23 protein-coding genes and 3 pseudogenes are annotated in these 22,999 nt (G+C 71.2%); 13 read left to right on the top strand and 13 right to left on the bottom strand.

Features of this window, described 5'->3' with window-relative positions:
- The first annotated feature begins 61 nt into the window (after positions 1-61).
- The 3 genes from ACFV4G_RS34060 (at position 62) to ACFV4G_RS34050 (ending at position 1,899) form a co-directional block, all read left to right on the top strand.
- Positions 62-853: an SURF1 family protein gene (locus ACFV4G_RS34060; protein ID WP_380446052.1), complete on the top strand. Its 792-nt coding sequence runs from the start codon at positions 62-64 to the stop codon at positions 851-853.
- A 198-nt stretch (positions 854-1,051) separates the two neighbouring features.
- The gene (locus ACFV4G_RS34055; protein ID WP_380446051.1) at positions 1,052-1,468 is read left to right on the top strand and encodes an SRPBCC family protein; all 417 of its coding nucleotides are present in this window, start codon (positions 1,052-1,054) and stop codon (positions 1,466-1,468) included.
- Positions 1,468-1,899, top strand: coding sequence for a MarR family winged helix-turn-helix transcriptional regulator (locus ACFV4G_RS34050; RefSeq protein WP_380446050.1), 432 nt, complete (start codon positions 1,468-1,470; stop codon positions 1,897-1,899). The genes ACFV4G_RS34055 and ACFV4G_RS34050 overlap by 1 nt, the downstream gene beginning before the upstream one ends.
- Here ACFV4G_RS34050 and ACFV4G_RS34045 read toward each other — a convergent pair whose 3' ends face one another.
- Both ACFV4G_RS34045 and ACFV4G_RS34040 read right to left on the bottom strand, forming a co-directional pair.
- Positions 1,900-2,499 (bottom strand): DUF1707 domain-containing protein, encoded by a 600-nt coding sequence (locus tag ACFV4G_RS34045; protein ID WP_380446049.1) that lies wholly within the window; start codon positions 2,497-2,499, stop codon positions 1,900-1,902.
- Complete coding sequence (locus tag ACFV4G_RS34040) at positions 2,496-3,371, bottom strand: alpha/beta fold hydrolase (protein WP_380446048.1); 876 nt, start codon at positions 3,369-3,371, stop codon at positions 2,496-2,498. Before ACFV4G_RS34040 ends, ACFV4G_RS34045 begins: the two co-directional genes overlap by 4 nt.
- A gap of 86 nt (positions 3,372-3,457) precedes the next feature.
- Between ACFV4G_RS34040 and ACFV4G_RS34035 the strand changes: the two genes are divergently transcribed.
- Positions 3,458-4,015 (top strand): helix-turn-helix domain-containing protein, encoded by a 558-nt coding sequence (locus tag ACFV4G_RS34035; RefSeq protein WP_380446047.1) that lies wholly within the window; start codon positions 3,458-3,460, stop codon positions 4,013-4,015.
- 18 nt (positions 4,016-4,033) lie between these two features.
- Here ACFV4G_RS34035 and ACFV4G_RS34030 read toward each other — a convergent pair whose 3' ends face one another.
- Both ACFV4G_RS34030 and ACFV4G_RS34025 read right to left on the bottom strand, forming a co-directional pair.
- Entirely contained in the window at positions 4,034-4,585 is a 552-nt protein-coding gene (locus ACFV4G_RS34030) for a DUF4303 domain-containing protein (RefSeq protein ID WP_380446046.1), read from the bottom strand.
- On the bottom strand, positions 4,578-4,748 hold the full coding sequence (locus tag ACFV4G_RS34025) for a hypothetical protein (RefSeq protein WP_380446045.1): 171 nt from the start codon (positions 4,746-4,748) through the stop codon (positions 4,578-4,580). The genes ACFV4G_RS34030 and ACFV4G_RS34025 overlap by 8 nt, the downstream gene beginning before the upstream one ends.
- Positions 4,749-4,921: 173 nt before the next feature.
- Here ACFV4G_RS34025 and ACFV4G_RS34020 point away from each other — a divergent pair, with 173 nt between their 5' ends.
- Positions 4,922-5,734 carry a hypothetical protein gene (locus tag ACFV4G_RS34020; RefSeq protein WP_380446044.1) on the top strand — a complete coding sequence of 271 codons (813 nt, stop codon included), beginning with the start codon at positions 4,922-4,924 and terminating at the stop codon, positions 5,732-5,734.
- Between the two features lie 169 nt (positions 5,735-5,903).
- Entirely contained in the window at positions 5,904-6,899 is a 996-nt protein-coding gene (locus ACFV4G_RS34015; protein WP_380446043.1) for a DUF2278 family protein, read from the top strand.
- 239 nt (positions 6,900-7,138) lie between these two features.
- Here ACFV4G_RS34015 and ACFV4G_RS34010 read toward each other — a convergent pair whose 3' ends face one another.
- Both ACFV4G_RS34010 and ACFV4G_RS34005 read right to left on the bottom strand, forming a co-directional pair.
- Positions 7,139-8,326: a CaiB/BaiF CoA transferase family protein gene (locus tag ACFV4G_RS34010; protein WP_380446042.1), complete on the bottom strand. Its 1,188-nt coding sequence runs from the start codon at positions 8,324-8,326 to the stop codon at positions 7,139-7,141.
- 225 nt (positions 8,327-8,551) lie between these two features.
- Positions 8,552-9,478 (bottom strand): hypothetical protein, encoded by a 927-nt coding sequence (locus ACFV4G_RS34005; protein ID WP_380446041.1) that lies wholly within the window; start codon positions 9,476-9,478, stop codon positions 8,552-8,554.
- 195 nt (positions 9,479-9,673) lie between these two features.
- Here ACFV4G_RS34005 and ACFV4G_RS34000 point away from each other — a divergent pair, with 195 nt between their 5' ends.
- Positions 9,674-12,133: a hypothetical protein gene (locus ACFV4G_RS34000; RefSeq protein WP_380446040.1), complete on the top strand. Its 2,460-nt coding sequence runs from the start codon at positions 9,674-9,676 to the stop codon at positions 12,131-12,133.
- A 169-nt stretch (positions 12,134-12,302) separates the two neighbouring features.
- Positions 12,303-12,434 (top strand): annotated as a pseudogene (locus ACFV4G_RS33995) (IS5/IS1182 family transposase); the annotation flags it as partial.
- 49 nt (positions 12,435-12,483) lie between these two features.
- Here the strand turns inward: ACFV4G_RS33995 and ACFV4G_RS33990 are convergent.
- The 5 genes and pseudogenes from ACFV4G_RS33990 to ACFV4G_RS33970 all read right to left on the bottom strand — a co-directional run.
- Positions 12,484-13,248 (bottom strand): maleylpyruvate isomerase family mycothiol-dependent enzyme, encoded by a 765-nt coding sequence (locus ACFV4G_RS33990; RefSeq protein ID WP_380446039.1) that lies wholly within the window; start codon positions 13,246-13,248, stop codon positions 12,484-12,486.
- 105 nt (positions 13,249-13,353) lie between these two features.
- Positions 13,354-14,994, bottom strand: coding sequence for a WD40 repeat domain-containing protein (locus tag ACFV4G_RS33985; RefSeq protein ID WP_380446038.1), 1,641 nt, complete (start codon positions 14,992-14,994; stop codon positions 13,354-13,356).
- A gap of 424 nt (positions 14,995-15,418) precedes the next feature.
- Positions 15,419-15,592 (bottom strand): annotated as a pseudogene (locus ACFV4G_RS33980) (ABC transporter permease); the annotation flags it as partial.
- Positions 15,593-15,958: 366 nt separating this feature from the next.
- A complete protein-coding gene (locus ACFV4G_RS33975; RefSeq protein ID WP_380446058.1) occupies positions 15,959-16,798 on the bottom strand; it encodes a DUF397 domain-containing protein in 840 nt (279 codons plus the stop codon).
- 18 nt (positions 16,799-16,816) lie between these two features.
- Positions 16,817-17,041 (bottom strand): annotated as a pseudogene (locus tag ACFV4G_RS33970) (helix-turn-helix domain-containing protein); the annotation flags it as partial.
- A 109-nt stretch (positions 17,042-17,150) separates the two neighbouring features.
- Between ACFV4G_RS33970 and ACFV4G_RS33965 the strand changes: the two are divergent.
- Positions 17,151-17,363 (top strand): hypothetical protein, encoded by a 213-nt coding sequence (locus ACFV4G_RS33965; protein WP_380446037.1) that lies wholly within the window; start codon positions 17,151-17,153, stop codon positions 17,361-17,363.
- An 858-nt stretch (positions 17,364-18,221) separates the two neighbouring features.
- Positions 18,222-18,725, top strand: coding sequence for an NUDIX domain-containing protein (locus ACFV4G_RS33960; protein WP_380446036.1), 504 nt, complete (start codon positions 18,222-18,224; stop codon positions 18,723-18,725).
- A gap of 848 nt (positions 18,726-19,573) precedes the next feature.
- On the opposite strand, the gene ACFV4G_RS33955 is transcribed toward ACFV4G_RS33960, so the two are convergent.
- Positions 19,574-20,425, bottom strand: coding sequence for a sugar nucleotidyltransferase (locus ACFV4G_RS33955; protein WP_380446035.1), 852 nt, complete (start codon positions 20,423-20,425; stop codon positions 19,574-19,576).
- A gap of 42 nt (positions 20,426-20,467) precedes the next feature.
- On the opposite strand from ACFV4G_RS33955, the gene rfbD reads away from it, so the two are divergent.
- A complete protein-coding gene (gene rfbD / locus ACFV4G_RS33950; RefSeq protein WP_380446034.1) occupies positions 20,468-21,319 on the top strand; it encodes a dTDP-4-dehydrorhamnose reductase in 852 nt (283 codons plus the stop codon).
- A 50-nt stretch (positions 21,320-21,369) separates the two neighbouring features.
- Here rfbD and ACFV4G_RS33945 read toward each other — a convergent pair whose 3' ends face one another.
- Positions 21,370-21,636: a GntR family transcriptional regulator gene (locus tag ACFV4G_RS33945; RefSeq protein ID WP_380446033.1), complete on the bottom strand. Its 267-nt coding sequence runs from the start codon at positions 21,634-21,636 to the stop codon at positions 21,370-21,372.
- A gap of 164 nt (positions 21,637-21,800) precedes the next feature.
- On the opposite strand from ACFV4G_RS33945, the gene ACFV4G_RS33940 reads away from it, so the two are divergent.
- Together ACFV4G_RS33940 and ACFV4G_RS33935 are read left to right on the top strand one after the other, a co-directional pair.
- Positions 21,801-22,196, top strand: coding sequence for a hypothetical protein (locus tag ACFV4G_RS33940; RefSeq protein WP_380446032.1), 396 nt, complete (start codon positions 21,801-21,803; stop codon positions 22,194-22,196).
- 370 nt (positions 22,197-22,566) lie between these two features.
- Positions 22,567-22,878, top strand: a complete 312-nt coding sequence (locus ACFV4G_RS33935) for a hypothetical protein (RefSeq protein WP_380446031.1) — start codon at positions 22,567-22,569, stop codon at positions 22,876-22,878.
- Positions 22,879-22,999: the final 121 nt, after the last annotated feature.

Below are 22,999 nucleotides of genomic sequence, written 5' to 3'. Positions count from 1 at the left end.
CGCAGCGGTGTCGGGCCCCCTGTGGTCGGACGGCGTGTGAAGAGTGGTTACCGTGGGGGGTGTGTACCGGTTCCTCCTCACTCCGCGCTGGCTCGGCGGCACCGTGCTGGCCCTGGTGGCCATCGCGGTGTGCCTCTGGCTGGGCTCCTGGCAGCTCGGCCGGTTCGAGGACCGGTTCTCCTCGCACAAGGCGGCCGGCCAGGCGCTCGCCGCCACGAGTGAGACCAGGCCGATCGACGCCCTGCTGACCCCGGCCAGCCCGCAGGTCACCACGGACACCGTCGGCAAGCCCGTCACGGTGAGCGGCAGTTACGACAGCGCGCACCAACTCCTCGTGCCCAACCGCACGGTGGACGGCAAGCAGGGCTACTACGTGCTCACCCCGCTCCGCACCGCCGACGGCCACGCCGTCGCCGTCGTGCGCGGCTGGGCCCCCGGGACGCCCTCCGACGCGTCGTCCGCGGCGGCACCGCCGCCCGGCGGGGAGGTGACCGTCACCGGCCGGCTCCAGGCCGGCGAGGCGATCGGCAGCAACGGCGCCGTCGCGGGCGGTCTGCCGGCCGGCCAGCTCGGCACGATCAACCGGGCGGCGCTGCTCAACGTGCTGTCGTACGACGGCTGGTACGACGGCTGGGTCGCCGCCGACACCGCTCCGGCCGGGCTGACCGAGGTGCCGACGGTCCAGCCGCAGGGCGGCGACGGGCTGACGCTCCGCGCGTTCCAGAACCTGGGCTACACCCTGGAGTGGTTCGTCTTCGCGGGCTTCGTGGTCTTCATGTGGTACCGCCTGCTGCGCCGTGAGGCGGAGGCCGAGCAGGACCGGGCCCTCGGACTGGACCCGGTCCTCGACTGACGGTTCCGCCTCAGGCGGCCGTCAGCGCGACGGCTTGCCCGCCGCGGTGGGCGTCGCGGTGGGCGGCGCTGTGGGCGTCGCGGCCGGGCGCGCCGGCGCCGCCGCGGGGGGTCACGGCGCGGAGGGGCGGCCTGGACTCATAGCCTGCGCGCAGATAATCTACGGACGGATTACCTCTTCCCCTTCCGGAGGCGCCCCATGTGGACGTACGAGCACAGCGTCGAGACCGACGCCACCCCCGAGGCCGTCTGGCGCCTGTGGGCCGACGTCGACCACTGGGGGGCGTGGAACGCCGACCTCGTGAGCGTCCGGATCGACGGCCCGTTCGAGGCCGGCACCGGCATCCTCATGACCCCCTGCGGGCAGGACCCCGTCCACCTGCGCATCGCCGAGGCCACCGCCGGCGAACTCTTCGTCGACGAGGCCAGGATCGACGGCCTCGTCCTGCGCACCACCCACCGGCTGGAACGCGGCGAGCGGCTGCGCACCCGGGTCACCTACCGGATGGAGATCACCGGCGACACCGTCGACCTGACGGGCCCGCAGCTCGGCCCGGCCGTCACCGCGGACTGGCCCGCGACCATGGCCGCCCTCGTCGCCCTGGCGCGCGGCTGATGGCGCCCGGCCCCGGCGACAGCCCCGGGTTCCTGCTCTGGCACGCCACGCTGCGCTGGCAGCGCGACATCGCCGCCGCGCTCGGCCCGCTCGGCCTCACCCACGTCCAGTTCGTCCTGCTCGCCTGCACCTGGTGGCTCAACTCCCAGGGCGAGCACCCCAACCAGCTCGCCCTCGCCCGCCAGGCCGGCACCGACGTCAAGATGACCTCCCAGGTGCTGCGCGCCCTCGAAACCAAGGGCCTGATCGAGCGCGAGGTCGACCCCGCCGACACCCGCGCCAAGCGCCTGCGCATCACCGACAGCGGCGCCGAGCTGGCCCCGCGCGCGATCGCCGCCGTCGAGGCCGTCGACGCGGAGTTCTTCCGGCCGGTGCCCCGCGAGGACACGCTGACCCTGCTCCGCCGCCTGGCCGCCGCCCCGGAGGCGTGACTATCCGCCGAGGCCCTTCCGTTCGCGCTTCCGGAGGCGGCGCTCCTTGGCTGCCGGGAGCTCGCGCACGACGAACACGCTGCCGCACACGGCTACGCCGGTGACGGTGATCCGGTGGGCGGCCGGGCGGTGCGTCGTCGCGCGGTCCTGGTGGAAACCGCCCAGGACTCCGGTGCCCTCGACGCACACCTCGACGCCCTCGGGGACGACGACGTGGACCGTGCCGATCCACGCGTGCACGCGGATCGTCGTCTCCGGGCCGGTGAACCGGGCCTCCCGGAGGTCGACCACGCCCGTCGCGACGACCGCCGTGGCGCGGTACCGGGCGCCCACCAGCCAGGGACCGCGACGGGCGAAGTCGCTCAGCACGCCGACGTCCTCGGCCGCCGTCGGCCTGCCGCCCGGCGACCCGAGGTCCCGGACGGCGTCGGCCAGTTCACCCGTCGTCCGCGCGCCGTAGACGAGGTCCAGGCGCTCGTCCAGCTCCCCGGTGGCGAGCCGGCCGTCGGCCGTCGCCTCCCGCAGGACGGCGGCGGCGCGCTCGCGGTCGGCATCGGAGACGCGCAGGGCCGGGGTGGCTTCGCGGGGCTCGTGCGTCACCGGGCCTCCTCGCCGGTCCCGGTGTCGGGGCGGGACGCGTCGAGCAACTCGCGCACGCGGTCGGCGACGACGCCCGGCTGCTCGGCCTGGATGAAGTGGCCCGAGTCCGCGCGCTCGAACCGGCCGTCGGGCAGCGCCTCGACCCAGCGGCGCTGGTGCTCGACGAGTCCGGCGTGGTGCCGCGCCCGGCCCGGCTGCGGCCGGGAAGCCGATCGCAGGACGGTCGGGCACGTGGGCGGGGCGGGCGGCGCGGCACGGAAGCGCGGGATCGCCTCGGCCACGGCCTTGATCTCCTTCCTCGTCTGCGCGATGCCCGCCGGGACGAAGTCCTCGGCCAGCATGGTCTCGTACGCGTCCGCGGGGAACACCCGGCGGACGTTCCCGCTGGTCAGGCGGGCGAACCAGCGGAACCGGACGAGCGCCTGCAGCATGGCCAGGCTGCGGTCCACCTGGGTGACGGTCCGATCGAACGTGTCGTAGACGGGCGCGGTCTCCGCCGTCGGGTCGAGCAGCAGCAGCCCGCGCAGCCGCGGCCCCAGCGCCTCCGCGGCGCGGCGCGCGACCAGGCCGCCCATGCTGTGCGCGACCAGCACGAAACGGCCGGGCACGACCGCCTCGACCATCGCGACCAGGTCCGCGGCCATGTCGTCGATGCTCAGCCCGGCCTCCGTCCGGCCGCTGCGGCCGAAGCCGGCACGGTCGTACGCCACGAGGCGCGCCCGGTCCAGCAGCAGCGGCCGCACCGAATCCCAGCAGGTACGGCCCATTCCCCCGCCCGCTTCGAACACCACGTGGTCCGGTCCGGTGCCGGACTCCTCCACGTAGACGGACCGGCCGTTCACCGGCACCGCCCGTCCCCTCTGCTGGCGCATGTCCCCCTCCGATCGCCGTCGATCACCGATGGATCGCCATCATTTCCAGTTTCGATAATAGTGCCAAGTGTGGAATCGTAAAGCCCATGGACACTACGGACGTGCTTCTCCACCCGGTGCGGCTGCGCGTCGTGCACGCGTTCGCCGGCGACCGGGTCCTCACCACCTCCCAGCTGTGCGAGCGCATGCCCGAGGTGCCGAAGGTGACCATGTACCGGCACGTCGGCGTACTCGCCGAGGCGGGCTTCCTGGAGGTGGCCGACGAGCGGCGGGTGCGCGGCACCGTCGAGCGGTCCTACCGGCTGCGCCGGGACCGCCCCTCCGTCGGCACCGCCGACGCCGCGGCGATGACGCCCGACGACCACCGCCGGGGCTTCGCCGCCGCGATGGCCGTCCTCATCGCCGAGTTCAACGCCTACCTCGACCGCGAGGGCGCCGACCCGGTGGCCGACGGGGTCTCCTACCGGCAGGGCACGCTGTGGCTGAGCCCGGAGGAACTCGGGCGGATGACGGGCGACCTGCTCGCGGTCCTCGGCCCCTACCTGGCGAACGAACCGGCGCCCGGGCGCAGGCCCTACCTGCTCAGCCCGATCCGCTTCCCCACCGGCCCGGCGGCGGAGGCGGGCGACGAGGCGCGCTCCTGAGCAACCGGTCGGCCCCGCTTACGGTCGCACCGGGGCCGTTCCGCGCCAGCGGGCGAACCGGTCGGCCCGGACCGGCGGGTTGAGGCGGCGGATCCACTCGGCCTCGCGCGCCGGGTCCAGGTCATCGGGGTCGGAGACGGCGAAGACCACCACGTGGTCGGTGCCCGGGCCGAAGGCACCTTCGGCGACGAGCGATTCGAGCGCGGCCACACACGCCTCGTACACGGTGTCCCGGAACGTCCGGAACCGCGCGTTGCCGGCGTCCGGCCTCTCGGCGCGCAGCCGTCGGCAGATCGACGCGAACTGCTCGGCGGCGACGCCCTCCATCGCCCACTCCGCCGGAGTCCACTCGTAGTAGTCCGCCTCGGTCGGGTCCTCGGCCCGCAGCCGGGCGAGGTGCGGGACGGTGTTGGCCGCACAGCACACGGTCATCGCGCCGGCGTCGGAGTACAACGCGTACCCGCAGTAGTCCGCAGCGTCCGCAGCGGGACGGGCGTCGAGCAGCCCCGCGAAGGCGGCCCGTGCCGCCCGCTCCACCTCCGCCCGCAGCCGGGCCCCGGCGTCAGGCACGACGGCACCGGTCGTCGAATTCGACGGAAACGACGAACTGCCGCCGCCTGCCCGGCCCGTCGAGCCGGACCCGGACGCCGACGTGGCCGGGGTCGAGGACCTGGACCCTCCAGCGGTAGTCCCGTCCGTCGACCCGGATCCTGCGTGGTGGTCTCGGTGTCACACGATGACCATAAGGCCGTACCGGCACCGGCGGGCCGGGCAGTGACATCGCCCCCTCTCCCCCGGACCCTCGCATTCCGGCCAATTCCCGCCACACGCCTACAGGATGATGACCCGGGCGCCAGGATGGCCGAAGCACACGTGCCCAGGCGACCGATCGGAAGGGACGGACCCATGCGCAAGAACGCACGCCGAATCAGGGCGGCGGCAACCGTCTGCGCCGCACTCGTCGGCGCGGCCGCGCTCCTCTCGCCGGTCGCCCAGGCGCACAGCCCTGCCCCGACGCACGTGGCCGCGGCCGGGCTCCGGGCGCAGGACGCGACGCCTCCCGGCACCCAGGTGCAGTCCACCACGGTCACCCGCCCCGACGGCACGCAGGCTCAGGTCGCGATCTTCTCGACCAACTACGTGACCGGCCAGACGATTTGGTACCGCTCGCAGAGCGCCCCCGGCGGCGCGTACGGCGGCTGGAGCCAGGTCAACGGCATGGCGCTCAACTTCCAGAACCTGGTGCTCACCGCGGCCGCGGACGCCGACGGGAGCCTGGAGGTGTTCACCATCGGCTACCAGTCGACCGTCCTGGTCCGGATGCACCAGTCCGGAGAGGGCGGGGCGTGGTCGGCGCCCGAGGCGTTCGGCCCGTCCCCGGCGAGCGTGCCGCGCTTCTTCGGCCCGCCGGTTGCCTTCACGAGGGCGGACGGGACGCTGGCGTTCTTCGAGGTCTACCAGGGCTCGGGTGCACCGCGGCTGTACGTCAACGAGCAGAGCGCGCCCGGTGTTTGGGCTTCCTGGACCGACCTCGGGACCGGCCCGCTGCCGTCCTCCGTCGCCACGCCGTCCGCCGTCACGCAGGCCTCGGACGGGACACTCACGGTCGTCGCGCACATGTGGAACGCCCCGTCGATGTACGCCGAGGTCTCCGAGCGGACCCCGGGCGTCTGGGGCCCCTGGCAGACCTGCGCGACGGCCGGCTGCGCCAACGGCTGACGCCCCCTGGCCCCGAGGGAACTCTTTCGACTGGTCGTCGGATGGCAGGCGGGTGAACACCGCGCGGTTCTCCGCCCCGCCCGGCAGTCGATCGGCGATAACGGGAGGCACGACAACGGCGGGCACTTCGAGTCACCGCCACCCGCGCCTTCAGCCGAGAGGACGACACATGCCCCTGGTCAACTACGGTGTGCTCGCCGCCAAAGCCATCGAGAGCACGCGCGAGGCGGCGCAGGTCTCGACGCCGCACTACCAGATCCACGTACGCGACGACGGCGGCACCGACTACCGGATCGCCGTGAACGTCAGGTCGCAGACCACGCCGCCGAACCTGCTGTACGTCGCCATCGACGACTTCCACCACCCGCTGGTCCAGTTGCTCCCGCCGGCCGGCAGCGGCTGGCACCCCGAGCCGTCCCGGCCCGGCACGGCCAGCCTGGACTTCATCCGCGGGAACCTCTTCGACCCGGCCACCATGCGCGTTCTGCCGGCCGACGTTCCCGGCCTCAACAACGACCTGGAGGACCTGCTCGACCACTACGTGCAGCGCGCCATCGCCGACCAGACCATCGGCCTCTACGTCTTCGGCCAGCGCTGGCCCACCGACGCCGGCGACAAGGTGTTCGGCTTCCAGCCCGGCAACGGTGTCCACGACATCCACATGAACCAGGGCAACGACGCGGGGCACGCCGGCGACGACGGGGTCTGGCAGGACGGCGGCCTGCTGCTGCACGTGGCCTCGGAGAACCGCTGGGTGGCGATCTTCCTGGCCTTCCAGTCCCAGGCGTGGCACACCGACGACACCACCGGCCACGCCCTGGCCCCCACCCGGCCCACCACCCCGCACCAGGAGCCGATGCGGATCTCGGCCGCCCTGGTCAACCCGGTCGCCCCGGCACCCGAGACGGTCACCCTGGTCAACACCTCGGCCACGCCGATCAGCCTCCAGGGATGGCACCTCAGCGACCAGCAGCAGAACGTGCTCCCGCTGCCCGACACCGAGCTCCAGCCGGGCACCTCCACCACCTTCCCGGCCGCGAACGGCTTCCGACTGGGCGCCGACGGCGGCGCGATCACCCTCCTCGACCCGTCCGGCCTCAAGGTCCACGGCGTCGCCTACACCCGGAAACAGGCCTCCGTCCCCGGCCAGACCCTCACCTTCTGAGAGTTCGAGGGCCGCCCTGGCCTGGGGGCACGTCGCGGCGGCAGCCTCACCAGGCAGGACGGCCCTCTGCCCGAGGGCCGGTGCCCGTCGGACGACAAGCATGACCCCTTCGTCAGGTGGCGCTGCCGAGCGCCGAGACCTGCTGGTGCAGGGCTGAAGCCCGGCCGTCGGCCATGAGTGGAACGAGGCGCGCAGCGGAGTCATGAACTCGCGCCGTCCGGGACGGTGAGAGGCGGGCCCTACTCCCCCAGTACCCCGCTCGCGCGCAGCGCGGCGATCCGCTCGTCGGGGTAACCGAGCCCGCGCAGGGCCGCGTCGGTGTGGGCGCCGAGGGCGGGGACGGGGCCCATGGGGAGTTCGATGCCGGCGAAGCCGAACGGCGGCAGCAGGCTACGGACTTCGCCGACCGGGGTGGTCACCGGGCGCCAGCGGTCGCGGGCGGCGAGTTGGGGGTGGTGCAGGAGGTCGGCGACGTCGTTCAGGCGGGCGGAGGCGATGGCGAGCGCGTCCAGGAGCTTGATCGCCTCGTCGGCCGTCATGGTCGCCGTCCGGCCGCCCACCAGGGCGTCGACCAGTCGGCGGCGGCGCACCCGGGCGACGTTGGTGGCCCACTCCGGGTCGTCGGCGAGGTCCGGGCGGTCCAGGAAGCCGGTGGCGAAGCGGGCCCACTCGCGGTCGTTCTGGATGCCGATCATGACCTCGCGGCCGTCGGCGGTCGGGTAGGCGTCGTACGGCGCGATGGCCGGGTGGGAGAGGCCCGCGCGGCCCGGCGAGCGGCCCGCGCCCTGGGTGTAGTGGAGTTGGTGGCCCAGCCACTCGGCCGTCGCCTCGAACATCGACACCTCGATCGCGGCACCCTGCCCCGTCGCGGCGCGGCCGACCAGCGCGCCGAGCGTCGCCGTCAGCGCGTACATCCCGGCGGCGATGTCCGAGCTCGGCACCCCGGTCTTCGACGGCCGGTCGGGCGGGCCCGTCACCGAGGCGAGGCCGGACTCGCACTGGATCAGCATGTCGTAGGCGCGCTTGTCCTGGTAGGGGCCGCCGGAGCCGTAGCCGGAGAGGTCGACGGTGACCAACCGGGGGTGCCGGGCCCGCAGTTCGGCGGAGCCGAAGCCCAGGCGGGCGGCGGCGCCGGGCGCGAGGTTCTGCAGGAAGACGTCGGCGCCGGCCACCAGGTCGGCCAGCACGGTGCGGCCCTCCGGCGCCTTCAGGTCGAGGGCGACCGACTCCTTGCCGCGGTTCAGCCAGACGAAGTGGCTGGCCAACCCGTTGACGCTGTGGTCGTAGCCGCGGGCGAAGTCGCCGCCGTCCGGCCGCTCGATCTTGACCACCCTCGCTCCGAGGTCGGCCAGGTGCCTGCTCGCCAGCGGCGCGGCCACCGCCTGCTCCAACGCGATCACCGTGACACCCGCCAGCGGCAGCGACACCTGGACTCCCTCCCTCGTGAACGGATCGGGACCTACCCGCGGACGGGCGGGTTCAGTCTGTCTCGTCCTCTGCCGGATACCCCGTCATCGGCCCCCGGCCGGGACTCCCTCCGGTCGCGGGCCGGCACCGGACGTGGCAGGTGCGGCAGGCCCGTGGGCCGGGCTTACGTCGGGTAGCCGTCGATCGAGGCAACCGCTGAACGCTCCGGCTCCAACCGACCCCCGTCAGTGAACGGCGGGCACGATGTTCCGCAGGTGGTAGCCGTCGCCGTAGCGGATCAGGCCGCGGAGTTCGGCCAGCGGGTTGAACGCCTGGGCGTTGCGACGGTGCGGCTGGTGGGTGAAGGGGATGCCGGACCACGGGTTGTCGGGGTGGTGGTGGCTGCCGGGCTCGGCGGCGGGGTCGACGGGCCAGTGGAGCCAGACGGAGTCGCACCGCAGGCAGACGACCTGGCCGAGGTACCAGACCGCGCCGGCCAGGAACGGGCCGCGCGGGAACGGCCCGTCCGGCTCCGCGTCGAACGCTCCCGCCCCGGCGCACCGGGCCCGCACCTCCCGTTCCAGCGCGTCGAGGCTGGCCAGGGAGAAGTCGTACGCGTCCCGGCCTCCCCGCAGTTGCCCCGCCCATGCTCCGAACCCGGCCCGGCGCTCACGCAGCCAGTCGGCCAGTTCCGGGTCGTCGGGCTGCGGACCGACCGGGTCCAGCGGCGAAGCCTCCTTCTCGGGCACCCAGCCGGAATCGACGGCACGGACCGCGGCAACGGCGGCCAGCAGCCGCTCGTACTCCCGGGCGAACACCTCGCCGCTGCGCTCCGCGAGCGCCACGTCGACCAGCAGGCCGACCGACAGCGGTGGCAGGCCCAGCGCCGGGTCGGGGAGCACGGCCGGCCCGGCCTCCACGTCCCACCGCCCGCCGCAGACGCCCATCAGCACCTCTCCCGCGTACCCGGCCGCCGCGCGCGCGAAGTCCTCGTCCGGTCCGCCGGGTTCGTCGAGCAGCAACCGCTCCAGGGCGGCCAGCGAGTCCGTGCCGTAGTCGAGGACGAAGCCGTCCGGCACGTGCACCTGCTCCAGGCGTGCGACCAGGAGCGGCAGGTCCTCCAGCCAGTCCTCCAGCAACCGCTCCCCCGCCCCGCCGTGATCATCGCTCATGCCCGTCAGCCTAAGCCCTGCACCGACAACTCCCGTGACTTCAGCCAAAATTGTGGCTTCTGTGGGCGATCTGTAAAGCCGTCGAATCCCCGCCGTGCCCCGGCTAGGGTGGCGCCGCCGGGGACGTGTCGACGGGGGCCGCACGCCACCGGCCGCCTGTCCGACCCTCGGCCCCCGCAGGGGGATCGCCACACCGTGCGACAACCGTTACGCACCAGGGGACTGCTGGCGGCGCAGGCCACGGCCGTCGTCCTCGGGATCACCGCGCTCGTGTTCGCCGGCCTGCCCGGCCTGCAGGAGCACGCCGAGGCGGCGCCGACCATCACGCGCTGCCAGGACAAGTACGGCACCACGCCGACGCCGCCGGACCAGTCCACGCTCCCCGGCTACCGGCCCACCGGCTCCGGCCAGTGGGCGACCCCGGACGCCGAGCAGCGGCTCTACCCGTACGACCTGCCGCCCAAGGGTTTCGACGGCCTGACCGATCCGTCCCAGGTCCCGCTGCCCCAGGGGTCGGACCCGAAGAAGTACGAATGGGGCAGCATCGAGAACGCGGTCGCGACCTGGATGCAGAAGCAGGCCGGCAACAAGCCGTACAAGGGCAGCTTCAACAGCTGGCTGAACAGCGTCTACACCCGGAACGTGGGCAACAACAAGCGCGGCGACGCCTACGAACGCGAGGTCGTGCGCTACTTCAACCTCGGCGGGGTCGACTGGATCTGCCAGGGCAGCCTCAAGGACCTCGACGAGAAGCTCTACCAGGAGCTGAAGGACGAGCTCGGCGACCGGTTCCCCAAGGGCAACCGGCTCTTCGACGCCGTCAACATGCGGACCAGGACGATCTACGAGATCAAGTCCGGCATCGGCTACGACAAGGCCCAGCTGCCGGTGGACGAGGCCCTGGTCAAGCGCGGCTGGAAGGTCGTCTACATCAACGGCCAGCAGCCGAACGCCAGGACGATCGCCAAGTACAAGAGCGCCGGAGTGGACTATTACCGGCACTCGGCCACCCCGGAGCCGCAGTTCAGGCAGACCCCGTACATGCGCCAGGCCCCCGGCACGATGACCGTGGACCCGGCCAAGCCGTCCGTCGGCGCGGGCACCGACATGGTGGAGGGCTCGGCCCCGACACCGGAGGAGGCGGAGCAGGAGGCCCAGCGGACGAACGGCCTGATCGAGGAGCCCGAGCAGGACATCCGCCGACCCGGCGGCATCGACTTCTCCACCCTCGACCTCTCCTACATCGGCCAGACCAAGGCCGGGGACCTCAAGTACGCCTTCAGCGCGAGCAACACCGACGAGGAGGAGCACCCCGGCTACGGCGGACAGGAGAAGGCGCAGCTCGTCTCGGACGCCTTCTTCACCTGGCTCGCGCTCACCCCGGACCACTTCTGGGTCAACCTCAACCCCGACGACCCGAACACGATCATGCAGTCGCCGTTCGACGGGACGGACGCCGGACGGGTGCTGCTGGAGGCCGACCTCGCGATGAAGCGCGACTTCGGCCGCGCCGAGGACCCGAAGACGGACGCCGGGAACAAGTTCTGGTACGGCATCTCCCGGATCGACGGACTGCCGTGCATGAACTCCACCCGCAACTGGATCGTGCCCAAGCAGGCCAAGGTGCGCGTCCAGGACGACGGCGTCTACATCCTCGACAGCCCGCTCGAGGTCAAGACGGTGGCCCAGGACTACACCAGCTCGGGCCCCGGCACGGGCTGCAACCTGACCAAGGAGCAGATCGACCACAACATGGACGTCTACCGCTCCACGATCCTGCCGATCGTGGAGAAGGAGGTGAACGAGGACCCCAAGTACGCGGACCTGCGCCGCGTCTACAAGGCCCGCATCGGCGCCGAGTACGTCCGCCAGACGGTCGCGAAGGACCCGACGGCCTTCGGCGGGGCGTTCACCAAGGTCATCGACAGCAACGACGTGTCGAAGTGGCCGCTGCGCGGCACGAACGCCGGCTGGGACAAGATGACCGTGTGGCGCGAGATGCGCAAGTCGTTCACCGAGGGCGACTTCACGTACCAGCTCCCGCTCGGGGGAACGGTCTACACCTACGTCGTCGGCGGGGTCGACTTCCAGCAGCAGCCGCAGCAGAAGATCGACCAGGCCGCCTTCCAGGCCGCGAAACCGAACCTGGACGATGTCACGCAGCACGCGAAGAGCGAGGCGCTGTCGTACAAGGACGACGGGATCACCGTCATGGGCGGCGACAACAGCGGTCAGGCCGGCACCAGCGGCGACCCGACGCCCACGCCCACTCCGACGCCCACACCTACCCCGACGCCGACGCCGACCCCGACCGGGACCGGGACCGGGACGCCGACGGGGACTCCGGCACCGACGCAGACCCCGACGGGCGAGCCGACCACCAGCCCGACACCGACGCCCACCGGGCCCCCGGCACCGACCCCGAGCGGCAGCACGGGCGGAACCGGTGGAACCGGCGACGGCGGTGACGGCGGTGACGGCGGTGACGGCGGAACCACCCCGCCGCCGGCCGGCAACAGCGGCAGTGGCAGTGGTGGCGGCAGCCTCGCCTCCACCGGCCTCCGGATCACCGGCGTCGCCGGAACCGCCGCCGCCCTCACGGCAGCCGGGACGGCCCTGGTCTGGCTCCGCCGACGCCGCAACACCACCGGCTGACCAGCACGCCGCACGCCCCCACGCCCCCGCCCGCCCGGGGGGGGGGGGGGGGGCGGCCCCCCCGCCCGGGGGGGCCGCGGCCTCGCGGCCCCAGGCCCCCCCCGGCCCCCCGCCTGGCACGTCATGGGCTGGGGGGCGTCTGCTCTCACCGCTCGCGGTCGTCGATCGGATCGTCTCCAACGGACCCGACCGGCACGATTCACCCCTGCTCGGCCCCACTTCGGACGCGGCACAGGCACAGGTCGGCGCGATGCCGGAGACCGTCAACCTCGACCGCGGCTACGACAGCGCCAAGTCCCGTCTGCCGCCGCACCACCCGACGTCTCAAGTGATCCATTTGCCAGTCCGTCTCAGCCCCCGTTCTGCAGCTGCTGGAGCAGGTCGGCGTCGCCCTCCATCCGCAGCGAGTCGTTCGGGATGCGCATGTACATGAGCAGGGCCATCTCGCTCGCCGTGCCGTGGATGGCGGCGGTGGGCTTGCTCTCGGCGGCCTCCGCCGCGGTGAGGCGGGTGAAGCGGGACCCGGCGGCGTCCACCGTCTGGCGCCAGGAGCCGGCCCCGGCTGCGTGGTAGTCCATGGTGGCGGGCTCGTGCGGCCACGGGACCGTGACGGTGCAGACCGTGGCGAGGAACTCCTCGATGGCGTCGACCGCCTCGGTCGCCGGCAGCTCCTGCGGCGTACCGGAGGCCAGCTGGGCGTCGTAGGTGTGGATCAGCGACTCGTGGACGCGGCGGCGGGCCACGGCGGCCCCCGTGTGCGGCGAGGCCAGCGGCTCCCACCAGGCCCAGCAGGTCCGGTCCGGGCCGGCCTCGCGCAGAGCGGCAAGCAGCTGTTCCGTCGAGTCGGCCAGCCAGGTTATGAGGGCCTCGCGCTCCCTGGGCGCCGCCAGCCCGTCCTTGCTCGGCCGCTCGTCGCCCGGCGCGGTGTTCAGCACGATGTAGGCCCAGAAGCGGTCCCCCTCACTGAGGTGGTTCGCCAGGTCGTACAGCGTCCAGCCCGGGCAGGACGGGACGTCGGCGTCGAAGCTGGGGGCCGCGGCGACGGCGGCGCGGAACGCGGCGGACCGCTCGTCGACCATCTGCAGCAGGGTGGGGAAGGAAAATTGCTCTGTCACGCAAACCTTGTATCACCCGGACCGGAACTCTCGCACTCGATTAACAACCCGCGCAGACAGGCGTTGGGGCTTCCCCATACTGCGAGACGTTTATGCAGGGCCCGGTCAACGGCGGGCCAACACCGCGACCTCCCAGCCGAAGCCCACCACCAACCGACCGTCCGGCACCACGGCCACCGCGCAGACCGGCAGCGGGAACACCAGCTCCGGCCCGACCTGGTCGCCGGCGGTCAGGTCCCAGACCCGCACGGTGCCGTCGTCGCCGCCGGTGACCGCTACGGGGCAGCCATCGAACACGGCCGTCGCCACCGCGTTCACCTCGTCGGTGTGGCCGGTGAGGGGTTGGCCGATCTGCTCGCGCGTGGTCAGGTCCCAGACCCACACCGTGCCGTCGTCGCCGCCGGTCACCACCACGGGGCGGCCGTCGACCACCGCCGTCGCCACCGCCGACACCCAGTCGTCCTGGCCGGTGAGGTGCCGGCCGATCTGCCGACCGGCGGTCAGGTCCCAGACCCGCACCGTGCCGTCGGCGCCGCCCGTGACCGCCAGAGGGCGGCCGTCGAGCACCGCCGTCGCCACCGCGTTCACCTCGCCGGTGTGCCCCGTCAGGGGCTCTCCCACCTGGCCGGCCGCGGTCAGGTCCCACACCCGCACCATCCCGTCCTGGCTGCCGGCGATCATGTGGGGACGGCCGTCCAGCACCGCCGTCGCCATCGCCCGGACCTTGTCGCTATGGCCGTTCACCGGCTCGCCGACCTGCTCGCCCGTGGCCAGGTCCCACACCTGGAGCGTCCAGTCCTCGCCTCCGCTGACGATGCAGGGGCGGCCTTCGATCGTTGTCGTGACCACCGACAACACCCAGCCGTCGTGACCGGTGAGAGGTCGGCCGATCTGCCGGCCGGTCGTCAGATCCCACACCCGCACGGTCTCGTCCTCGCTGGCGGTGACTGCCACGGGGCGGCCGTCGACCACCCCCGTAGCCAGCGCTCGCACCGCCTCCTCGTGGCCGGTGAGCGGCTCGCCGATCTGCTCACGCGTGGTCAGGTCCCAGACCCGCACGGTCTGGTCGTGGCCACCAGTGACGCCGACGGGACGCCCGTCGAGCATCGTCGTCGCCACCGCGCACACACCATTGGTGTGGCCGGTGAGCGGCTCGCCGATCTGCTCGCGCGTGGTCAGGTCCCAGACTCGCACGGTCCGGTCACCACTGCCGGTGACCGCGACGGGGCGGCCGTCCAGCACCGCCGTCGCCACAGCCGCCACCGCAGCTGTGTGGCCGGTGAGCGGCTCGCCGATCTGCTCACGCGCAGTCAGGTCCCAGACCCGCACGGTCCGGTCACCACTGCCGGAGAGCGCCACAGGGCGGCCGTCGACCACCGCTGTCGCCACCGCGCACACCTCGCCGGAGTGACCGGTGAGGGGTTCGCCGATCTGCTGACCGGTGGTCAGGTCCCAGACCCGCACGGTCCGCTCGGAACCTCCGGTGACCGCCACGGAACTGCCGGTGACCGCGACGGGGCGGCCGTCGACCACGGCCGTCGCCACCGCCAGCAACGCATCGGTGCTGTGGGGAGTCGGAATACGACGCAGGGACCGGTCGAGCTGGGAGCCGGTGGCCCACTCGACGCCCCACGGTGCGGCGGGTTCGCCCTCCACCGGTACTGCGGTGATCCGCGCCGACAGCTCCCGGTCCCCGTAACGGGCCGCGTCCAGCGCCAGCAGCTGCCGGCGTACCCCTGCGGTCACGTCACGATGCAGCTCTGCCGAGGCCCGGTACACCGACGCGGCCAATCGCGCCGCCGGACCCGACGCCGCATCCAGCAATGCCGTCACCGCCCCCGGGTCCGCGTTCACCAGGAATCCCGGATCGGCCAACCGCTGGGCGGCCACGGCGGATTCAGCACACGGGCGGATGTCCCGCAGATCATCGGACATGACCGGCACAGTAGCCGTACCCGGAGCACCGCAGAAAGCACGACCGCCAGACCCTCGCCCGCACATGGGCAGGGCGCCGCCAGGACGCGAGCGCAGGCACGCGAAGACGAAGTGTCACCATCGCACATGGCGCAGGCCCCTGCCTGGACCCCGCCGGCATCCCGCTTCCGCCAATCCGCGCGGGTTCCAAGCCCGCGGTCATGGTCAGGGTTTCGAGCATGAGCGGCTTGGCGTCGAAGTCGAGCGGCAGGTGGGACGGGGTGCCGATCAGGAGGCCGCGCAGGGCGTCGTCCTGGTAGCTGAGGGGGTTGGCCTTGCTGACCGCTTGCAGCCAGCCGGGCATCAGGTCGACGGGGTAGAGGGCATTGGAGCCGAAGAAGAGCGGCATCGTGATGGCCTGGGTCAAGCCTTTTTCACAACCTATTTCTGCCGTCTGCGGGCGGGCCGGCGGCCGTTCATCAGGCTACCTGTCGGTGGCCGGCGGACGATCGGGCGAGCGGCTGCCTCACGAGGGGGCGGGAAGCTTTGGGCGGTGTCCTGCCGGTGGTGGGGTCGGGCATGTCCGGGGGGCCGTAAGCTGGCGCGACTCGGTCAGGGCTGTTGGGCCTGACCGCAATTTGGCCGAGTGGCCCCCCGGGCTTGCCCGACTCGGGTTCCGCCAGTGGGAGGTGCGTAAAGCTTCCCGCACCCGGCCTCCACCGTCGCGCGGCAGCCGATCTGCGCAGTAGACACAACGCAGCCCCCTGCCTCTGACAGGGGGCTGCGTCTGCTCAGCTCAAACAGCTCCGAACTCTCCGGCACGGACAGCGGAGACGAAGGCAGACCACCCGGCGGCGCTGATCTCCAGCTCGGGGCCGCTCCGGTCCTTCGAGTCCCGCACGGGCACAACGCCATCAACCGTGGCGAGATTCAGGGCAGCCTCAATGCAGTTGCCGCCGTCCCCCTCGCTGTAAGTGCTCTTCTTCCAGTTGGCGTGGCGGGTAGCGTAGAACGTCGGCACGGGACTGCTGGTCATGTTCCTAAGCCCTCTCATGACGGAGTGGATCAAGCGGGCGGAGTCGGAGGCAGACAGAGACTCTGCACGAAGCCGATCATAGGCCCGGAAGCGTTCAGCCACGGCGGCGGCATTGTTGATCATGTGGCCGCTTCCCAGGCTCTCCGCGTAGGCCCATCGCTCGCCATCCGTCAGCTCTATGAGCGTGATGGTTCCTGTAGCCCCGGTGCGCTCGCCCAACGAGAACGGGGCGACATGGATGTTGATGTTCGGATACTGCTGCGGGAGGTCCAGCAGGTGTTGCAGTTGTTCGTGCATTACCTCCGGGCCCCCGACGACTTGCCGGATGACACCTTCGTTGAGCACTGACACGAGAGGCGGCCCGTCCGGGTCAAGGAAGCGTTCTTGCCGTGCCAATCGAGCACGCACGGTTTTCTCAACGCTGACGGGGTCGGCGTCCGGACCTTTGAAGTAGCGCACGAGGGCGCGAGCGTACGACGCTGTTTGCAGAAGTCCCCAAATTCGCCCGATGTCGTAGCCCCGCACCCCCACCGACTTGGCTTCGAGACCGGCGTAGAGATCAAACCAGTCAGGGTGCTGGATCTCTCGTTTCCAGTCCACTCGGTCCCATGCGGCGGTCAGCTGTCCGGCGGCGCCCAGGGCGGCATCACAGGCCTCAGCGAACCCCCTTACAGGTCCGCGCTCTAGGCCTTCAACCTTCGTGACGTAGCTGGAGCTGTACCTGACCCTCCGGCCTAGCTCCGCACACGAGATTCCTGCACGCTCACGAGTGTCGCTCAGCAGCCAAGCCCATACAGCCGGGCTGAGGGTGACCTTGCGGGGCTTCGCACGTCGACCGGCCAACGCCAACCTCCAATCGGGACAGCTCGTTTGTCCTCATGCCAGGTATACACGACCCCCTACCCCATGCAGTTGTCTGGTTACCGCGCAGCAGTGACCGAAAGGCGGCGGCATGGACATCTTCACGCCCCATGGTGGGCAACTCGTCTTTGATCGGCGCAGCCGGCGGACCGGTGTCTACATGGACACCGTTGGCGGTCAGCGCTACCTCCGTCCGGCGGCCGGCGGATGCGAGTGGACGGCAGATCCGATCGACGTCCGACCCGTACCCCCGGATCTGGAGTACGCCGATCCGGCCGGAGCGCCCCGCCAGACGGACTCGTGAGACCGCCCCAGGTCTGCGCGGCGCTAGTCAGCATGACCGTAGTAGCCGGACTGGTCGCCGGACTGATGGCGGACTCAGCGATACGCGGACAGTCGTACGCGGTTCGAGCGCTCGTAGTCGTGCTGACGTTCGGCGCGGTCTTCAACTCGGCCGTGGTCGTCGCCGAGTCCCTGCTCCAACAAGGTCAACTCCCACGTAGAAAGGCGCGTCGAATGAGTGACCAGCCGCCGGACCGATGCGACTGCGGCGAGGTGATCCGGCCCGACCCCCCGGGACCGGACGGCACCCCCACGTGGTCGTGTGATTGCCGACGCTTCGGATACCTGCTGCCACCGGACTACCTCCGCACGCACCCCGAGGAGTTCGCCGTTCAGGTCTGCGGCCGGAAGCGCCGGAGCGAGACGGCGCCGGTTGCCGCGTGAACCCCTACGGTCGTCCGGCACGCCTCGGACGCTGGCTGCAACTCCTTTGGCGCGACCCGAGGATGGGCATCCACGTGCTCTGGCACGGCGTCTTTCAGTGGAGCCGACCTGTGCTCCTGCTGAGTCCGAGTCGGCGCAGGGCTGTGGAATTCGCCGATTCCGAACTCCGGGTCATCGCTCGTCGGCACGCGCTTGACCGACGTCGCCGGTCGTCGGCACCGCCCCCCGAGTAGCACCTTCAGACTCCCGTTCCGCTCGTCGACCCCCTCCGTGACAGTCGCCGCCCGGGACGGGATCCAACCCCCGCACCTCCGCCTGGGGCTGTTCCGGGCGGACGGCCCGGTGCGGGATGCGGTCCCGCCTGCACATGCATCCCCCGTCGTGGACGGGCGGGACCGCGCACTCCAACCTGCCTACTGTTCAAGGGAAGTCCGTGATGCACAACGAGGTTCAGCAGCACCCCACCCGTCGGATCGGCGCTCTGGTCCTGATCAGGGACGGAATGAGGCGCGTCCTCCTGGAGGAGACCGACTATCGGAAGGGCTTGCAGCTCCCCGGCGGCGCCGCACACAAGGGCGAGCAGGTGGCGGACGCTGCCGCGCGTGAACTCGCCGAGGAGACCGGCCTGCGCCGGGTCATCGCCTTCCACCTTGGCGTCGACCAGATTCCGGCCAACCCCAACACCGGCTCCCCGGAAGGGTTCAACTTCATCTGCGACGGCGGATTCGCCTCGCACGCGGAGGTGGCCGGACTGAGCATCCCCGTTGGCGCGTCCGAGGAGATCCGGGCGCTCGTGTGGGTGCACCCGGACGAGTTGGACGACCACGTGCAACCGTACATGGCGGCGCGCATCCGGATCGCCGTCGACCACGCGGACAGCGGGCTGAGGCAGCCGCTTCTCTACATCGGGCAGCCCGCCGACCAGCGCCACGGCGCATGAGCGCCAGCTCGGGTCCGGGGAGACCTGCTGAGGCATGGAGTGCCGTCTACTACTTCCGGGGACAACCGGGATTGCACGGCATTCCGGGCCGGTCTGACGTCCGTGGGTCGACCAGCGCCGACTCATTCGAACGGTTGGCCGCACATCTCATCGCGGACGCTGGCCGACGGTGGTGGGACATCGAAGTACCGGTGCAGGTAAGGAACTTCGGAGAAATCCTGCTCCGGCACGCACGGCCGATTGCCGAGGCTCAAGGACGATGGACGTACAAGCCGAACGGCCGCCAAGACTGGGCTCACGTCATGGTGACCTACGACCCCGACGGGCGGTAGCCCGGTGACTCGACAGAAGCCCGATCCGGGACCCTCCTACGAGTCGGAAGCCCAAGTCCTAACGGTGGTCGACACCGGCGACTGCGAGTGCCCCCAACCTGACAGGTGCGCGGAACGGCTCGAACTCCCGCCGATTCAGGGGAGTTTCCGAGACAAGCACGGCCGCCTTTGGGTCGTCCTCGGCCGCCGGAGACTCGCAGACCCCCTGACCGGACGAGTGCGCTACACGGAAGTGTGCATCCGCCGATTCGAGAGAGCCCGCCCGGTCTACATGACCATTCGATGCGCCGGTCCGCCGGCCATGGAAAACCCGTACGAGAAGCGCCGTCCGGGACGTCCGCCCCGGGCCGAACGACTCCCGTTCGAACCGGCGACCCCCGGTGACGGACGGCTCCCCAAGGCCTGACACCTTATAAGACTCCCTCTCGCGCTGACGGCATTAGGCACACCGGCACGCGGGAGGGCGGGCGCCAACCACCGCGTCGGGGGTAGTTGGCGCCACGGATCCGCCCGGCGTCAGCGTGTGCTTTCCCGTGACGAGGCGAGGGGGCGGAGTTGACCGGGGCCATTGTCGAGCAGGCCGAGAAGGTAGTCGCCGTAGCCGCTCTTGCGCAGTGGCTCGGCCAGCTCGCGAAGCTGGGCGGCGTCGATCAGGCCGGCCCGCCAGGCCGATTCCTCGACGCAGCCGATCTTGAGGCCCTGGCGTTCCTCGATGACCCGCACCCACCCGGCCGCCTGGTCCAGGTCCTCGGCCGTGCGGACCGACATCCAGGCGGTGCCCCGGTACAGAAGAGTCTCGGCAAGCTGCCCGGCCCGCATGTAGTGGGCGTTGACCCGGTTGAGGCCCGTCGCGTGGCGCTGGGAGGGGATCAGGGAGCGGGCGATGGCAGCGGCCTGGCCGTCGAACAGGTACAGCCCAGCGGCCACGGAGCTGCGATGGTCGGGGGCGGCCACGCGGTGCGTGAAGATCTGCGCGCCCGTGGGATCGGCGGCGAAGTCGGAGATGAGGGCGGCGACGGATACATGGTCGTCCCCGTGGAAGATGCCGTCCCCGGCGACAACGGCCACCGGCTCGGTGCCGATGAAGTCGGCGGCGGTGACGAGGGCCTGGTCGACGTCGCCGGGATCGGGCTGGGCGGCGTATTCGAGCCGCATGCCGATCTGGTCCCCGTCGCCAAGGGAACGCCGCAGGTGCGGCAGATCCTCGCGAGCGGCGATGACCATAACCTCCCGGATGCCGGCCTGAATGAGGCCAGCCATCGGGTAGTAGACCATCGGCTTATCGAAGACCGGAAGCAGCAGCTTGCAGACGACCTGGGTGATGGGCCCCAGGTCATCATCGGTGCCGGTGAGGATGATTCCGCGCATGAGATCAGCCTACGCCTGCCAGGACAAGGGAGTTGACGGCGAGTGAGGTGGCTCATCACGGGTTCGGGGGGTCTGCTCGGCCGAGAAGTCGTAGAGGTCCTCGCTGGTGAGGAGGTCAGCGCAATGACCCACCAGGCACTGGACATCTCCGACCCGGTCGCGGTGGCGAAGGCGGTCAACGGCCACGACACAGTGATCAATTGCGCCGGATACACGAAAGTGGACTTAGCCGAGGCCAACGAGGCCGAGGCGACGGCGGTCAACGGCCACGGCGTCTGGAACCTCGCGCGGGCCTGCGCCCACACCGGAGCCACCCTGCTTCACGTCTCCAGCGACTACGTCTTCTCCGGCACCTCCCGCACCCCCTACCGCGAAGACGCGGCCCCCGGCCCGCTCAACGCCTACGGACGTAGCAAGCTGGTCGGCGAGATGGCCGTGCTACACCTGCTGCCCCGCACCGGGTACGTGGTGCGTACTGCCTGGCTGTACGGCACGGGCGGCCCGTGCTTCGTGGCGACGATGCTGCGCCTGGCCGCCGAGCGAGAGACGGTGAGCGTGGTGGACGACCAGTTCGGGCAGCCAACGTGGGCGCGTGATCTGGCCGGGCAGTTGGTGGCGCTTGGGCGCTGCCGTGATGCGCCGCCGGGGATCTACCACGGCACCTCTGGAGGCTCTACGACGTGGTTCGGCCTGGCCAAGGAGCTGTTCCGCTTGTCCGGCCTGGCTCCGGAACGGGTGCTGCCGATCCCTGCTGTCCGCTTCCCGCTGCCCGCGCAGCGCCCCGTGTACACCGTGCTGGGCCACGAGCGGTGGCAGACAACGGGGATCCGGGAACTCGGCCCCTGGCACGACCGCCTCAGGCTGGCTCTGGAAGAATCCAACTTCAATCGGTAGGCCAGTCTGAAACGGGAGAAGGCCGCTAGAAACCGCCGTTCGCTTGGGGGCTACCGCATTCCCGAGGTCGGCCGCTGGTCGGCCGGGACGACCATCGAGCCCTTGCCCCATCGGGTGGTGATGAGTCCCTGTTCGCGAAGCACATCGAGGGCCCGGCGAATGGTCATCCGCGCCATGCCGAAGCGTGCAACAAGATCGCCTTCCGACGGGAAGGGGTCCGAGTCATAGACGCCTTCGCCGATCTCGCGGATCAGCTCGGCGGCTACGGCCTGGTACGGCGGAAGCCGCTTCGGGCGCGGCGCGGGACTCTCGGACATGCAGGCAGGGTAAGCACTTGCTGATCTTTGGACAACTTAGACAAGTAGACGTGTAGACAACTTAGACAGGTCGGGCTACCGTCGAATCGCAACCAAAAACACAGAACCCCGGCGACCGCGCCAACGGTCCCGGGGCATGGCCGACGCTTTCGAGGAGCGACGACATGGCCAAGCTTATCGTTCTCGTGTTCCTGTGGATTCTGCGTCTGGTCTTGCCGGCGCGCGGGGAACACCGAGCCATTCCGATCCACCCGGAGTACCGGGAGGCGCCCGCCATCTGCGGGTGGCACCGTCCGATCCCGGCTCACCTGCTGGCCCGCACGATGCCCCTGGGGCCGGCTCCGCTCGTTCCCCGGTACCTGGAAGCCTGGGAGCAGACTCCCCCCACCGAGAAGGCCACGGTGTTGAAGCACCAGGCGGACGCACATGCGGGCCAATGGGAGAAGATCCGGCAGCGGCGAGCGGCTGCGTTCGCGGCGCAACTCGACCTTCCCGACCCGCTTCACTGGCTCGATGACGCGACCGACGGCCACGGGGTCCTCGCCGGGCGGCGTGCCTGATGTCGCGGGCATTCATCAAGGCACTGGCGGACGGAACTCGCCGGGGGAACACGCGGGGACTACGGCAGTGCCTCCGGGAGGGGTGGACCATCTTGGGTGGCGCCTACTGCTCAGTGGAGTACTCGCCGCGGGCGAAGAACGATCCGCGGCCATGGTCGGACGGGGTCCTGCGGTACCGGGCTCTGAACTGTTGGGCAGTCCCACCGATCGTGACCGAAACCCTGGCGACGTTCGGCACTGAGAGTTAACCCTCCGGTCGTAGACAACAGGCCCGCTAGCGCTCCTGCCAGCCGTTACACTCGTCAGCCCCCGGCCTCTCCGGTCGGGGGCTGACGGTTTGCTCGTGACGGTCTGCACAGGGGAAGAGCACATGCCGGAGTGGGAAGGCGAGGGGCGGCCCGATGAAGACGGTGAGATCTTCCTCGGCGGGGGCCCGAAGCTGGAAGGTGTCGACTACGAAGGACCCTGGCTGGAAGCGCGTGCTACCGCCGAACATCTGAACGCCATTCTTACCGCCTTGGGCCTTCAAGGACCCGATCTCGTGCGGGCGCAGGCCGGGTGGTCCGACGACGGTCACGGCGTGGTGTTCCTGAAGGGGACCGCGTCCGGGGCCCGGCGGCTTGGGGAAGTACTAAACCGCATGGCGGGCCGGGACAAGGACGAGTGCGCGTGCGGCGAGTGAGCCCGGCCTGACCCTGCAGGCTTTCGTCTCAGGGGTGTTCGGCCTGGGTCGGCCGGCGCCCGGCCGGGACCGGCCGTCAGGCCGCAGCCCCGCCGGGGCGGCGGCGGTGGCTTTTAAAAAA

The organism is Kitasatospora sp. NPDC059747 (genome assembly GCF_042732955.1).
Lineage (GTDB): Bacteria > Actinomycetota > Actinomycetes > Streptomycetales > Streptomycetaceae > Kitasatospora.
The sequence above is the reverse complement of the archived record's forward strand: the minus strand, read 5'-3'. Positions and strand labels throughout refer to the sequence as shown.

Coding starts and splice junctions, on each gene's coding strand:
- ACFV4G_RS34020 (WP_380446044.1), top strand. CDS start 4,922: ATGCGCAAGAACGCACGCCGAATCAGGGCGGCGGCAACCGTCTGCGCC.
- ACFV4G_RS34015 (WP_380446043.1), top strand. CDS start 5,904: ATGCCCCTGGTCAACTACGGTGTGCTCGCCGCCAAAGCCATCGAGAGC.
- ACFV4G_RS33935 (WP_380446031.1), top strand. CDS start 22,567: ATGCCGGAGTGGGAAGGCGAGGGGCGGCCCGATGAAGACGGTGAGATC.
- ACFV4G_RS33945 (WP_380446033.1), bottom strand. CDS start 21,636: ATGTCCGAGAGTCCCGCGCCGCGCCCGAAGCGGCTTCCGCCGTACCAG.
- ACFV4G_RS34040 (WP_380446048.1), bottom strand. CDS start 3,371: ATGCGCCAGCAGAGGGGACGGGCGGTGCCGGTGAACGGCCGGTCCGTC.
- ACFV4G_RS33955 (WP_380446035.1), bottom strand. CDS start 20,425: ATGCGCGGAATCATCCTCACCGGCACCGATGATGACCTGGGGCCCATC.
- ACFV4G_RS33965 (WP_380446037.1), top strand. CDS start 17,151: ATGGACATCTTCACGCCCCATGGTGGGCAACTCGTCTTTGATCGGCGC.
- ACFV4G_RS34050 (WP_380446050.1), top strand. CDS start 1,468: ATGGCGCCCGGCCCCGGCGACAGCCCCGGGTTCCTGCTCTGGCACGCC.
- ACFV4G_RS33940 (WP_380446032.1), top strand. CDS start 21,801: ATGGCCAAGCTTATCGTTCTCGTGTTCCTGTGGATTCTGCGTCTGGTC.
- ACFV4G_RS34035 (WP_380446047.1), top strand. CDS start 3,458: ATGGACACTACGGACGTGCTTCTCCACCCGGTGCGGCTGCGCGTCGTG.
- ACFV4G_RS33960 (WP_380446036.1), top strand. CDS start 18,222: ATGCACAACGAGGTTCAGCAGCACCCCACCCGTCGGATCGGCGCTCTG.
- ACFV4G_RS34055 (WP_380446051.1), top strand. CDS start 1,052: ATGTGGACGTACGAGCACAGCGTCGAGACCGACGCCACCCCCGAGGCC.
- ACFV4G_RS34005 (WP_380446041.1), bottom strand. CDS start 9,478: ATGAGCGATGATCACGGCGGGGCGGGGGAGCGGTTGCTGGAGGACTGG.